We start from the raw sequence: 12617 nt of genomic DNA, 5'->3' as shown, positions 1-12617 counted from the left end.
AGCAAACCCGCAATTCCACCCACCCCGCAGGGACTCCCCCTGCGTTACGGCTCGTGATGGCGGAGCGTACCGACACCGCACACTCTCCCGGAAGGCCTGAAGGGGGGGTCTGCGAAACCGTTACGAAGACGTGGGCAATCCTGTCGATGTCCGTAACAGGTGAATCCGTCGGTCGGTCCTTAATCGCGCGCCCGGTCGGAGCCCGCCCGTGCCGGTCCGGACGAGCACGCCCCGGATGAAAGACCACCTGACCTGCGGAAACGACTCGACACACCCCACCAGGGGCCGGAGCGGGGGGGCAACCACCGGCAGTCAGGAGGCGGGGGCGTCCGACCACCAGAGACCGGCCCGCGCGCCGTCGTCCGCCGCCAACCACCACCGGTCACCCACTGCCACCAACGCCACGTCCCGATCGGCCCCCGCCGGCACATCGAGCGGCATGGCGGCCTCCCGCCACGACCCACCCCGATCCGCCGAGACCCACACCGAGTGCCGCACGCCGTCGGCGACGGCGGCGACCAGCCGGTCCCCGGCGACGACCAGCGACGTCACCGCCGGCACGCCGGACCCGGCCCGTCGACCGAACGCCCCGCCGGCCGCCCAGCCCGTCGCCTCCTGCCGCCACGCGCCGAACGTCGACCCGCGCAGCCCGACCGCCACCGGCACCCCGCCGACCAGCGCGACGCGCTGCAGCTCCTCGTACTCCGGACCGCCCGGCAGCACGGTGCGCCGCCATGACCGCCCGTCCGGCGACGACCACACCGCCGGATCCCGGTCGATCCGGCCGGCCGGCAGCAGGCCACCCACCGCCAGCCAGCCCGGCGGCGCCGCCACCGCGTCGAACGCCCAGGTCACCCCGACCGCGTCGCTGGCCAGCTCCGGTGCGCCCTCCACCAGCGCGAACTCCGCCGCCGCCGGCGACGACACCCAGGAGGCCGCGCCCGCCGAGCGGTTGCCGACGATCAGCCAGCCCGGCGTGCCGGCCGCCAACCGGGACACGTTCACCGCCGTCGGGCCGCCGTACGTCTCGAACGACGCCTGCACCTCGACCACCGCGCCGTCCGGCAACTGCCGCCACGTGCTGATCCGTGGATAGCCGTGCGCCCCCCCGGTCTTGGCGCCGATCACCGCGGCCTTGCCGTCGCGGCAGGCCACCGACGAGAGCACGTTCTGCCGGCCGTAGAAGGAATCCGCGCGCACCGGCACGATCGTCCAGGTCGTACCGTCCACGCTGGTCCAGGCCGCCGGACGGGTGCCGCCACTGGCGTCGGCGACACCACCGACCAGGAACCAGCGGCCCGCGCAGGCCGCCGCGTCGCGGAGCAGCAGGCGGCCCGCGTCACCCGGCGGCGCCGGCAGCGTCAGCGGCTGCCACCCCGGCCGGAGCGCCGGCGCGGCCGCGGACGTCGACCCGGCGCCGGTCGAGGTGCCGCCGGTCGGCCCGGCGGGACCATCGCAGCCGGAGACCAGCAGCGCGAAGAGGCCGAACACCGCGATCACCCGTCGGACGGTCACGGCTCGATGCTATTCCCCGGAGGCGCCGCGCGGCGGCCCCCGATCCCGGGCGTGCCCGGAACCGAGGCGTCCACCGCCGCCGAGAAGCGGAGCAGATCAGACGCTCGGCTGCGTCACTTCGCCGCCGGCGGTCTCGGCGAGGATCCGCTCGGCGACCTCCTTCATGGTCATCCGGTGATCCATCGCCGTGCGCTGGATCCACTTGAACGCCTGGGGCTCGGTCATCCCGTACGTGGTCATCAGCGCGCCCTTGGCGCGCTCCACCGTCTTACGGATTTCCAGGCGGTCGGTCAGGCCGGCGACCTCCGCCTCCAGCGCGGCGACCTCCGAGTAGCGCGACAGCGCGATCTCCACCGCCGGGACCAGGTCGCTCTTCTGGAAGGGCTTCACCAGGTACGCCATCGCGCCGGCCGCCCGGGCCCGTTCCACCAGGTCACGCTGGCTGAACGCGGTCAAGATGATCACCGGAGCGATCCGGGCGCCGGCGATGCGCTCGGCGGCGGCCAGCCCATCCATGATCGGCATCTTGATGTCGAGGATGACCAGGTCGGGCTTCAACTCCTCGGCGAGGCGGACGGCGGTCTCACCGTCGCCGGCCTCACCGACCACCTCGTAGCCCTCTTCGACCAGCATCTCGGCCAGGTCCAGCCGGATCAGCGCCTCGTCCTCGGCGATCAGCACCCGCCTGCGCTCGGCATCCGTCGGCGTCTCGGCCACCAGCCCTACCCCCACCATCGTTCCTGCACGGCTACACCCATGCTCCCGCAGAAGCGTAGTCGGGTACAGTAAGCGGCACTCGCCGGGATGGTGGAACGGCATACACGGAAGTCTCAAACACTTCTGCCCGAAAGGGCTTGCGGGTTCGAATCCCGCTCCCGGCACTTTGTCATACACCTGTTCGACCATGTGGGCGTGCATCCACCGCAGATGCGGGCACGAGCCCGCGCCCTCCGCGCTCGCGGACACAACATCCGCTCGGTAGCCAGCACGCTTTCGTTGCCATACACCACCGTCTGGCACTGGTGCGTCGATCGGCCCGAGCCAGCGAGGTTCGGCACAGCCCTACGGTGCTTCCGTTGCTCGCCAGATGTCGACAATCCGACCGACTCCGCCGCCTACGCCTACCTCCTCGGCCTCTATCTCGGCGATTGACACCTGGTGACGACCGATCGGGTGCCGGTACTGCGCATCTACTGTTCCGACGCGTGGCCCAACCTCATCGACGCCTGTGCCGCGGCGATGAAGGCAGTCCTCGCCAACAAGGTCCAGCACATCCAGAAGCGGGGCTGCGTCGCGGTGCAGAGCACCGGCATGCACTGGCCGTGCCTGCTCCCCCAGCACGGTCCCGGCAAGAAACACGAGCGGCCGATCGTCCTCGCCGATTGGCCGCGGCCAATCATCGAGAGCCATCCCGCACACTTCCTCCGTGGCCTGTTCCACTCGGACGGCTGCCGGTTCGCCAATCGGGTGACCGTTCGTGGCAAGAAGTACATCTACCCGCGCTACATGTTCACCAACGAGTCGACCGACATCATGGGCCTCCTCCGACGCCTCGATGCCGCGTAAAAGACGGCCACCATCGCCGCCGCCGCTCAGCGCGCCGGCCGGGGCAGCGACCGGTGCCCTGCCGACCAACTGCTGTTGCTGGTGGTCGATTCGGCCCAGCTGACACCGGCTGCCGCACGCGGCGACGCTGACCAGCCGCCGGCGTACGGTGACCGACGCGGCGGCGCGGCTGACCCGCCCCGGACCGGCTGGATGACGAGACCGACGACAGGAGTGGGAACTGATGCGGGTGGTCATCTTCGGCGCGACCGGCATGGTGGGCCAGGGCGTGCTGCGCGAGTGCCTGCTCGCCGAGGATGTCCAGGAGGTGTTGACCGTCGGCCGGCGGCCGACCGGGCAGCGGCATCCGAAGCTGCGCGAGCTCGCCGTGGCCGACGTCGGCGAGCTGGAGGCGGTGCGCGCCGAGCTGACCGGCGTCGACGCCTGCTTCTACTGCCTGGGCGTCTCCTCGCTGGGCGTCGACGAGGCCGCGTACACCCGGATCAGCTACGACTACCCGCTGGCCGCCGCACGGCTGCTGGCCGAGGTGAGCCCGAGCGTCACGTTCATCTACGTCTCCGGCGTCGGCACCGACCCCACCGGGCGGGGCCGGGTGATGTGGGCCCGGGTCAAGGGCCGCACCGAGAACGCGGTCCTCGACCTGCTGCCCAACGGCTACGCGGCGCGGCCCGGTTTCATCCAGCCGACCCACGGGGCGGTGTCGAGGACCCGTGCCTACCGGATCGGGTACGCCGTCACCCGCCCGCTCTTTCCGGTGTTGCGCCGGCTGCTGCCCAACCAGGTCACCACCACCGACGGGCTGGGCCGGGCGATGCTGCGGGTGGCCCGGCAGGGCTCCCCCCGCCGGGTGCTGGAGAACCGCGATCTGAGCTGAGCCGGCCGGGCGTCAGCCGAGGACGGCGAGCGCCTGGGCGAGGTCGGCGCGCAGGTCCTCGGGGTCCTCCAGCCCGACCGAGAGGCGCAGCAACGCGGCGACGGGCTTCGCGTCGCCCTCGACCGGCCGGTGGGTGAGCGAGGCGGGGTGCTGGATCAGGGTGTCCACGCCACCGAGGGACACCGCGTGGGTGATCAGCCGGCAGGCGCCGGCGACGGCGGCCGCGGCGGGCGCGCCGCCGCGTACCTCGAAGGCCAGCAGGCTGCCGGGCCCGGCCATCTGCCGGCCGACCAGCGCCGCCGGGTCGTGCACCGACGGGTGGTGCACGCGGTGGACGGCCGGGTGGTCGGCGAGCCAGCCGGCGAGCTTCTCGGCGCTGGCCTGTTGGGCGCGGACGCGCAGCGGCAGGGTCTGCAGGCCGCGGTGCAGCAGGTAACCGCCGAGCGGGTGCAGGATCGCGCCGGTGACCGCGCGGACCTGGCGCAGCCGGACGGCCCAGTCGGCGTCGCAGGCGACGACGCCGGCGAGGACGTCGCCGTGCCCGCCGATGCTCTTGGTGGCGCTGTGCAGCACGAGTGCGGCGCCGTGCCGGGCCGGCTGTTGCAGCACGGGGGTGGCGACGGTGTTGTCGACCAGCAGCGGGACGTCGCCGGCGGCGGTGGCGAGGGCGGCGATGTCGACCAGGTCGAGGGTGGGGTTGGCGGGCGTCTCGACGATGACCAGCGCGGTGTCCGGGCGGATGTGGGCGGCGACCTCGTCGGGGCGGGCCCAGCTGACCGTGGTGCCGAGCAGGCCGGTGGCGAGCACGTGGTCGGTGCCGCCGTACAGCGGGCGGACGGCGACGATGTGGCTGTGGCCGTCCCGGGCGGCGGCGAGCAGGGTGGCGGTGAGCGCGGCCATGCCGCTGGCGAAGGCGACGGCCTGGGCGGTGCCTTCCAGCTCGGCGAGGGCGGTCTCGAAGCGGGCCACCGTCGGGTTCCACAGCCGTTGGTAGACGGCGCTGCCCTCGGCGGGCAGGAGGCCGCCGGTGGCGAGCTGCTCGTAGGCTTCCCCGCCGGCGTCCACCGAGGGCAGTGGGTTGGTGGTGGACAGGTCGATCGGTGGTACGTGGACGCCGAGCGCCCGCAGGTCGTCGCGGCCGGCGTGTACGGCTTTCGTGTCCACCATCGTCATGCCGGTAGCCTCGAACATCTGCTCCGCGTAGGGCAATGGTGTGGAAGATAATTCTGTCTCTGACCCTGGCTTCGCTGGTGGATTCGGGCGAGGATGACGGGATGCCCCCTGAGCCGAACGATGTGCGGCCGTACCCGGCCCTGGACGAGGTGGACCGCGCGATCCTGGCCGAGTTGGCCGCGGACGGCCGGTTGCCGAACAACGCCCTCGCCGAGCGGGTGGGGGTGGCGCCCTCGACCTGCCTGACCCGCACCCGGGCGCTGCGCGAACGCGGCGCGATCCGCGGGTTCCACGCCGAGGTTGACCCGGCCGCGCTCGGCCTGCCGTTGCAGGCGCTGGTGTCGGTGCGGCTGACGGCGCACGAGCGGGCGGCGGTGGACGCGTTCCGGGCCCGGTCGGTGCGGCTGCCCGGGGTGGTGTCGGTGTTCCACGTCGCCGGTGCGGAGGACTACGTGCTGCACGTGCGGGCCGCGTCCGGGGACGCGCTGCGCGACTTCGTGCTGGACCACCTCGCGGTCGATCCGGTGGTGCAGCACACGCAGACCAGCCTGATCTTCGAACAGGCCCGCGGAGTGGGCTGACGCAACCCACCCGTGGAACCTTCGACGCGCCAACCCCTGTTAGGAAGGGGCCCTTGTACAACCGGAGGCGTCAAGAAGGTGCCCTTCCTTCGGGTCGGAATGAACGGGCAGGCCGCGGAGTTGCCACTGCGTGTGATCACCGTACCGTTGTCTGTTCTTGATCTTGCTCCGGTCGCCAAGGGCACCACCGCCGGCGCGGCGCTGCAGGCCACCACCGAGCTGGCCCGGCGCACCGAGGAGCTGGGCTATCACCGTTTCTGGGTGGCCGAGCACCACAACATGCCGGCGATCGCCAGCTCCGCTCCGGCGGTGCTGCTCGCCCACCTGGCCGCGAACACCTCGACGATCCGGCTCGGGTCGGGCGGAGTGATGCTGCCCAACCACGCGCCGCTGGTGGTGGCCGAGCAGTTCGGCACCCTGGAGGCGTTGCACCCCGGCCGGATCGACCTGGGCATCGGCCGCGCGCCGGGCACCGACCAGGTGACCGCGCTGGCGCTGCGCCGCACCATGGAGGGGCTGTCGGCCGAGGGCTTCCCCCGTGAGCTGGCCGACCTGATGAACTACTTCAGCGGCGAGCGGCCCGGGCAGATCATCGCCACCCCGGGGCGGGGTGAGCAGCCGGCCGTGTGGCTGCTCGGCTCCAGCGGCTTCAGCGCGCAACTGGCCGGCCTGCTCGGCCTGCCGTTCTCCTTCGCGCACCACTTCAGCTCGGCGAACACCCTGCCGGCGCTGGCGCTGTACCGGCAGAACTTCCGGCCGTCGCAGTGGCTGGACAAGCCGTACGCGATGGTGGCGGTCAACGCGGTCTGCGCGGAGACCGACGAGCGGGCCGAGTGGCTGGCCGGACCGAGCGCGCTGTCGTTCCTGAAGCTGCGCTCCGGGCGGCCGGAGCCTCTCTCCACGCCCGAGGAGGCGGCGGCGTACCCGTACACCGAGATCGAGCGCGAGTTCGTGCAGCAGCGCCGCGACGGTCAGGCGATGGGTTCGCCGGAGACGGTGCGCCGGCAGTTGACCGATCTGGTGGAGCGGACCGGCGCGGACGAGCTGATGCTGACCACGCTGGTCTACGACGTGCGGGACCGGGTGCGCTCGTACGAGCTGATCGCCGAGCAGGTGGTGGGCGGCCTGCGCCGGACGGCGTGAAACACGATCTTCATGTCGGCGTCACCCTGGCGACCCGGACGGTGCCTAACGTAGGTGCCGGTGGTGGTACGGCATCCCCGGTCGGGACGGGTCGGGAATGCCGCGGTGTGGAGCACCGGGCCGGAGCTGAGCGGATTCCGCGGCTGCGGCCCGGTGCCTGCCACCCTGGCGACCCCGTTCGGGCCCGCCAGGGATCGGATCAGCGTAGGTAGATGTTCGGGGTGGGCGGACCGGCCATGCCGTCGCCGAGAAAGAATCCCGGGTGCGGCGGTTGGTTGTAGGCGGTGTTCTGCCAGGCGATCGCCACCCGGTAATGCGGGTCGTGCATCAGGGTGTGCATCCGGGTGCTGGTCGGGGTGGGCGTGCTGTAGACGCGCAGCGCCCGGCTGTCGGTGGTCCGCCAGATCACCTCCTCGCGCCAGTCGCCGAGGATGTCGCCGCAGAGCGCCGGTGTGGACTTGGTGCCGTTGTTGGCCGCCACTCCGCTGCCGGTGAGCAGCCGGGTGTCACCGCCGGTGCCGTACTTGTCGATCTTCGTGCCGTCGAGCAGCTCCCGCACCGGGTCACCGTCCCACCAGGCGAGGAAGTTCGCCGACGACGGCTTGCGGCCGATGTTGCGCCCCCGGGTGTCGGCCAGCCCGGCGACCGCCGACGACCACGACTCCGCGCCGGGGCTGCCCGCCCAGATGTCCGCGGAGACACCCCGGCCGTTGTCGCCGGAGGCCGGCGTGGACCAGAGGATCTGGCCGGTACGGGCGTCGGCGAACCAGGAGCTGGGCTTGCTGGCGTCCTCGTCGACCTTGAACACCTCCAGCCCCGAGCGGCTCGGGTCGAGGTCGCCGACGTGCAGGGCGTCGCCGTGCCCGTTGCCCGTCGAGTAGAGCAGGCGGCCGTTGTCGTCGATGGTGGCGGCGCCGTAGACGATCTCCTGGCGGCCGTCGCCGTCGACGTCGGCGACGGAGAGCTGGTGGTTGCCCTGACCGGCGGCGGCGCCGTTGCCGGAGGCGTTGGAGTCGAACGTCCAGCGCCTGCGCAGCGTGCCGTCGCGGAAGTCCCAGGCCGCGATCACCGCGCGGGTGTAGTAGCCCCGGGCCATGATCAACGAAGGGCGCTGCCCGTCCAGGTACGCGGTGCCGGCGAGGAAACGGTCCACCCGGTTGCCGTACGAGTCGCCCCAGGACGAGACGGTGCCGCGCGGCGGGTCGTAGGTGACGGTGGAGAGGACCGCGCCGGTGCGCCCGTCGAACATGGTCAGGTACTCCGGGCCGGCCAGCACGTAGCCGCCGGAGTTGCGGTGGTCCGCCGACGCGGAGCCGATCACCTGGCCGGTGCCGGAGCGGGTGCCGTCGGCGGTCTTCATGGCCACCTCGGCGCGCCCGTCGCCGTCGTAGTCGTACACCTGGAACTGCGTGTAGTGGGCCCCGGCGCGGATGTTGCGGCCCAGGTCGACGCGCCACAACCGCACGCCGGCCAGGGTGTACGCGTCGACGTACACGGTGCCGGTGTAGCCGGACTGGGAGTTGTCCTTGGCGTTCGACGGCTCCCACTTGAGCACGATCTCGTAGCTGCCGTCACCGTTGAGGTCGCCGACGGAGGCGTCGCTGGCGCTGTAGGTGTAGCTCTCCCCGGTGGGGGTGCTGCCGCCGTCCGGAACCTGCAGCGGCACGTCCAGGTAACCGTCGCCGAACTGCAGCGCCGGCGCCGAGGCGGCCTGCTCGGCGCCGGCCACCACCGCGCGAACGGTGTACGCCGAGCCGGCCGCCGCACCGCTGTCGAGGTAGGTGGTGGCGCTGGTGATCGGGCTGGTGTTGACCCTGGTAGGGCCCCGGTAGAGGTTGAACGCCACGCCGGAGGTCTCGGTGCCGAGCAACCGCCAGGAGACGAGGTTGCCACCACCGGAGCGGACGCTGATCAGCCCCCGGTCCAGGTCCTCCATCTGCGTTCCACTGCCCGTGGGCGGTGGAGTGGTCGGGGGCGGCGTGGTGGGCGGTGGGGTGGTCGGGCCACCGGAGGGCGGCGCGCCGGTGCAGGTGGCGCCGTTGAGCGCGAAGCTGGCGGGCGCCGGGTTGCCGCTGGTCCACGAGGCGTTGAAGCCGAAGGCGGCGGTGCCGTTGGTGGCGATGGCGGCGTTGTGGTCGACGTTGCGCGCGGTGACCTGGACGCCGGCCTGGGTGACGGCGGCGTTCCACGCCTGGGTGACCTGCTGGCCGGCGGTGTACGACCAGGTGAGGGTCCACCCCGTGACGGGATCGCCGAGGTTGGTGACGGTGACGTTGACGCCGAAGCCACCCTGCCACTGGTTGGTGACCTGGTAGTCGACCCGACAGCCGACGGCGGCGGCCGAGGCGACGACCGTGCCGAGGGTGCCGGCCGCGACGGCGGCGGCGGTCGTACCGGCGAGCAGGATCAGCCGATGTCTGGACGGGTGCATGAAGTGCCTCCGGGGATCCGGTGGTGACCGCCGACGGTCCATCGCCCCGGCCCGGGGGGCACTGTGGACGCTCGCCGCGACGGCGGCGGACGACGGTCTGATCGGGGGTGAACGCCCGGGAACTCACGGATCCGGCTCCAGGCGCATCGTAGGGCAAGCGCTTTCCAGACCGCAATATCGAAGCTTGTCGCTGAGCCGATGGTCCGTCGACCACACTCGACTCTTGCCCCGCCGGACGATGCCTGATCAACTCGTCCGGGTGAGCGCCCCACACATGGACCCCGACGAGTTCCGCCGCGCCGGCCACGCCGTCATCGACTGGATCGCGGACTACTGGGCCACGCTCGAGCAGCGTCCGGTGGCTCCGGCCGACCCGCCGGGCACGGTGGCGGCCGCCCTGCCGGCCTCCCCGCCCAGCGGCAGCGAGCCGGTCGAGGCGGTCCTCGCCGACCTGGACGCGATCGTCGTACCGGGGCTGACCCACTGGCAGCACCCGGGCTTCTTCGGCTACTTCCCGGCCAACACGTCCGGTCCAAGCCTGCTCGGCGACCTGGTCAGCTCCGGGCTCGGTGTGCAGGGCATGCTCTGGGCCAGCAGCCCGGCCTGCACCGAGCTGGAGACCGTGATGATGGACTGGCTGGCCCAGTTGCTGGACCTGCCGCAGCGGTTCCGCTCGACCGGCAGCGGCGGCGGGGTGATCCAGGACTCGGCCTCCTCGGCGACCCTGGTGGCCACCCTGGCAGCGCTGCACCGGGCCAGTGGGGGCCGCTGGCGCGACGCCGGCATCGACCGGCGCTACCGTGCGTACACCTCCGTGCACGGGCACTCGTCCATCGAGAAGGCCGTGCGGATCGCCGGGCTGGGCAGCGACGGGGTCCGCCCGATCGAGGCGGATCCGGAGACCCTGGCGCTACGGCCGGCCGCGCTGCGCGCCGCGATCGAGGCCGACCTGGCCGCCGGGGAGATCCCCGCCATCGTGGTCGCCACCATCGGCACCACCTCCACCACCGCCATCGACCCGCTGCCGGAGATCGGGGCGATCTGCGCCGAGCACGGGATCTGGCTGCACGTGGACGCCGCGTACGCGGGCGCGGCCGCCGTCTGCCCAGAGTTGCGCTGGTCGCACGCCGGCCTGGAGTACGCCGATTCGTACTGCTTCGACCCGCACAAGTGGCTGCTCACCGGCTTCGACTGCGACGCGTTCTGGGTGGCCGACCGCGGTGAGCTGGTCGAGGCGCTGACCGTGCTGCCGGAGTTCCTGCGCAACGCGGCCAGCGAGTCCGGCGCGGTGATCGACTACCGGGACTGGCAGGTGCCGCTGGGCCGCCGGTTCCGGGCCCTGAAGCTGTGGTTCGTGCTGCGCTGGTACGGCGCCGAGGGGCTGCGCGCGCACATCCGCTCCGGGGTGGCGCTGGCCGCGCGGTTCGCCGACCGGGTCCGCGCCGACGACCGGTTCGAGCTGGCGGCGGCGCACCCGTTCTCGCTGGTCTGCTTCCGGCTGCACGCCGACGACGACACCAACGCCGAGTTGCTGGCCCGGGTGAACGGCACCGGGCGGGTGCACCTGACGCACACCCGGGTGGCCGGCCGGTACACGCTGCGACTGGCGGTCGGCTCACCGCAGACGGTCGAACGGCACGTCGACGAGGCGTGGGAACTGCTGACCGCCACCGCCGACAACCTGCTCCGCCCGTGAAAGGAAGGGCCCCTTATTAACGCCTCGTGTAGCGGAAGGGGCCCTTCCTAACAGCGGGCTGCGGTCAGCGGGCGGCTGGCGTACCCGTACCGGCAAGCTCGGCCGGGACGGTGTCGGCGACCGACGGGGCGGCAGGAACGTCGGCGGTGGGGGCGTCGCTCGCGGCTGAGGCAGGCACGGCGGTGGCGCGGGCGGGGGCCCGGCGCAGGGCGCGCACGGCCAGCACCAGCGCGGCCAGCCAGCCGGCGGCCAGCAGGGCGTAGATCGCGGGGCGGACCGGGCCGCCCAGCTCGGCGGACCGGATCAGGGTGCGGGCGTTGGTCAGCACGATCACGCCACCGACCGCCGCGCCGAGCAGTTGGGCCGGCACGATGCGCACCAGCCAGGCGGCCAGCGGAGCGGCGATGAGCCCACCGATGAGCAGCGCGGCGACGGTGGGCAGCAGGAACCCCTCGCTGCCCAGCCCGATCAGGAAGCCGACGCTGGCCGCGCCGGCCACGACGAACTCGGCGGTGTCCACCGAGCCGATCACCTTGCGCGGCTCCAGGCGGCCGGAGACCAGCAGCGCCGGGGTGGCCACCGGGCCCCAGCCACCGCCGCCGGTGGCGTCGACGAAGCCGGCGACCAGGCCGAGCGGGCTGAGGAAGCGCCCGCGCAGCCGCCCGCCGACCCGGTCGGTACGCAGCGGCCGGGCGAAGCGGACCAGTAGGTACGCGCCGAGCGTGAAGAGGATGCCGGCCATCCACGGCGCGGCCGACTCGGTGGAGATCGAGCTGAGCAGGGTGGCGCCGGCGAACGCGCCGATCGCGCCGGGCAGCGCGATGCGGGTCACCACGCGCCAGTCGACGTTGCCGAACCGCCAGTGCGCCACCCCGGCGGCGAGCGTGGTGCCGATCTCGGCCAGGTGCACCGAGGCGGACGCGGCGGCCGGGGCGACCCCGGCGACCAACAGCAGGGTGGACGACGTCAGCCCGTACGCCATGCCGAGTGAGCCGTCGATCAGCTGCGCGGCGAGCCCGACCAGAGCGAGGACCAGCAGCTTGCGCACGAGCGCCCCCTGACTTCTCGGCATCTCCTATCGACTTGGTCGACAATGCGGCACGGGGCAGCCCGGGTCAAGTGCCCGATCGGTGGATGGGACGCCGGCGGTCAGATCCAGGCGCGCGGGTCGGCGGCCAGCTCGGTGATCCGGGCGGGCAACGCGTTCGCGGCGACGTCGCCGACGGTGACCAGCTCCAGGATCTCCCGCTCGCTGGCCCGCAGCGCGATCCAGACCTCCTGGAGCGCGCGGGCCGGGCCGTGATAGCCGAGCGTTTCCGGGCGCTGCCCGCGTACGTGCGCGAGCGGCCCGTCGATCACCCGGATCACCTCCGCGAGGGAGATCTCCCCGGCCGGACGGGCCAGCCAGTAGCCGCCCTCCGGGCCCCGCTGGGCGTGCACGATGCCGCCCCGGCGCAGCTGGAGCAGGATGCTCTCCAGAAACTTCGGCGGAATCTCCTGGGCCCGGGCGATCTGGTCGGCCGTGACCGGCCGGCCCCGCCCGGGGCCGCTGGCCGTCGCGGCGAGCTCGGCAGCCGCGCGGAGGGCGTAGTCGACCCGGGCGGAGAGACGCATGTCGGCAAGGTTAGCCCGCTGGTC

The 12617-nt window shown here is 72.8% G+C and carries 11 protein-coding genes and 1 tRNA gene; 6 read left to right on the top strand and 6 right to left on the bottom strand.

What is annotated here, in order from left to right; genetic code table 11:
* Window positions 1-312 precede the first annotated feature (312 nt).
* The gene (locus KBX63_RS15275; RefSeq protein ID WP_210911789.1) at window positions 313-1515 is read right to left on the bottom strand and encodes a hypothetical protein; all 1203 of its coding nucleotides are present in this window, start codon (window positions 1513-1515) and stop codon (window positions 313-315) included.
* Between the two features lie 96 nt (window positions 1516-1611).
* Window positions 1612-2232: an ANTAR domain-containing response regulator gene (locus tag KBX63_RS15270; RefSeq protein ID WP_210911913.1), complete on the bottom strand. Its 621-nt coding sequence runs from the start codon at window positions 2230-2232 to the stop codon at window positions 1612-1614.
* Window positions 2233-2313: 81 nt separating this feature from the next.
* On the opposite strand from KBX63_RS15270, the gene KBX63_RS15265 reads away from it, so the two are divergent.
* From KBX63_RS15265 to KBX63_RS15255, 3 genes are all read left to right on the top strand, one after another.
* Window positions 2314-2396 (top strand) — tRNA-Leu (locus KBX63_RS15265).
* A gap of 292 nt (window positions 2397-2688) precedes the next feature.
* On the top strand, window positions 2689-3081 hold the full coding sequence (locus KBX63_RS35215; protein WP_247662374.1) for a hypothetical protein: 393 nt from the start codon (window positions 2689-2691) through the stop codon (window positions 3079-3081).
* Between the two features lie 223 nt (window positions 3082-3304).
* On the top strand, window positions 3305-3955 hold the full coding sequence (locus KBX63_RS15255) for an NAD-dependent epimerase/dehydratase family protein (RefSeq protein ID WP_210911787.1): 651 nt from the start codon (window positions 3305-3307) through the stop codon (window positions 3953-3955).
* 12 nt (window positions 3956-3967) lie between these two features.
* Here KBX63_RS15255 and KBX63_RS15250 read toward each other — a convergent pair whose 3' ends face one another.
* Complete coding sequence (locus KBX63_RS15250; RefSeq protein WP_210911785.1) at window positions 3968-5146, bottom strand: PLP-dependent aspartate aminotransferase family protein; 1179 nt, start codon at window positions 5144-5146, stop codon at window positions 3968-3970.
* 83 nt (window positions 5147-5229) lie between these two features.
* On the opposite strand from KBX63_RS15250, the gene KBX63_RS15245 reads away from it, so the two are divergent.
* Together KBX63_RS15245 and KBX63_RS15240 are read left to right on the top strand one after the other, a co-directional pair.
* A complete protein-coding gene (locus KBX63_RS15245) occupies window positions 5230-5709 on the top strand; it encodes an Lrp/AsnC family transcriptional regulator (protein ID WP_210911777.1) in 480 nt (159 codons plus the stop codon).
* Window positions 5710-5808: 99 nt separating this feature from the next.
* Window positions 5809-6852 carry an LLM class flavin-dependent oxidoreductase gene (locus KBX63_RS15240; RefSeq protein ID WP_210911911.1) on the top strand — a complete coding sequence of 348 codons (1044 nt, stop codon included), beginning with the start codon at window positions 5809-5811 and terminating at the stop codon, window positions 6850-6852.
* A 199-nt stretch (window positions 6853-7051) separates the two neighbouring features.
* On the opposite strand, the gene KBX63_RS15235 is transcribed toward KBX63_RS15240, so the two are convergent.
* A complete protein-coding gene (locus tag KBX63_RS15235; RefSeq protein WP_210911775.1) occupies window positions 7052-9283 on the bottom strand; it encodes a cellulose binding domain-containing protein in 2232 nt (743 codons plus the stop codon).
* Between the two features lie 259 nt (window positions 9284-9542).
* Here KBX63_RS15235 and KBX63_RS15230 point away from each other — a divergent pair, with 259 nt between their 5' ends.
* Window positions 9543-10979 (top strand): pyridoxal-dependent decarboxylase, encoded by a 1437-nt coding sequence (locus KBX63_RS15230; protein WP_307871724.1) that lies wholly within the window; start codon window positions 9543-9545, stop codon window positions 10977-10979.
* Window positions 10980-11043: 64 nt separating this feature from the next.
* Here the strand turns inward: KBX63_RS15230 and KBX63_RS15225 are convergent, their stop codons facing one another.
* Both KBX63_RS15225 and KBX63_RS15220 read right to left on the bottom strand, forming a co-directional pair.
* On the bottom strand, window positions 11044-12027 hold the full coding sequence (locus KBX63_RS15225) for a sulfite exporter TauE/SafE family protein (RefSeq protein ID WP_210911766.1): 984 nt from the start codon (window positions 12025-12027) through the stop codon (window positions 11044-11046).
* Window positions 12028-12128: 101 nt separating this feature from the next.
* Complete coding sequence (locus tag KBX63_RS15220) at window positions 12129-12593, bottom strand: Rrf2 family transcriptional regulator (protein ID WP_210911765.1); 465 nt, start codon at window positions 12591-12593, stop codon at window positions 12129-12131.
* Between the last annotated feature and the right edge of the window lie 24 nt (window positions 12594-12617).

The organism is Micromonospora sp. U21, assembly GCF_018070045.1.
Taxonomy (GTDB): domain Bacteria; phylum Actinomycetota; class Actinomycetes; order Mycobacteriales; family Micromonosporaceae; genus Micromonospora.
The sequence above is the reverse complement of the archived record's forward strand: the minus strand, read 5'-3'. Positions and strand labels throughout refer to the sequence as shown.

Coding starts and splice junctions, on each gene's coding strand:
- KBX63_RS15255 (WP_210911787.1), top strand. CDS start 3,305: ATGCGGGTGGTCATCTTCGGCGCGACCGGCATGGTGGGCCAGGGCGTG.
- KBX63_RS15250 (WP_210911785.1), bottom strand. CDS start 5,146: ATGTTCGAGGCTACCGGCATGACGATGGTGGACACGAAAGCCGTACAC.
- KBX63_RS15245 (WP_210911777.1), top strand. CDS start 5,230: ATGCCCCCTGAGCCGAACGATGTGCGGCCGTACCCGGCCCTGGACGAG.
- KBX63_RS15240 (WP_210911911.1), top strand. CDS start 5,809: ATGAACGGGCAGGCCGCGGAGTTGCCACTGCGTGTGATCACCGTACCG.
- KBX63_RS15235 (WP_210911775.1), bottom strand. CDS start 9,283: ATGCACCCGTCCAGACATCGGCTGATCCTGCTCGCCGGTACGACCGCC.
- KBX63_RS15220 (WP_210911765.1), bottom strand. CDS start 12,593: ATGCGTCTCTCCGCCCGGGTCGACTACGCCCTCCGCGCGGCTGCCGAG.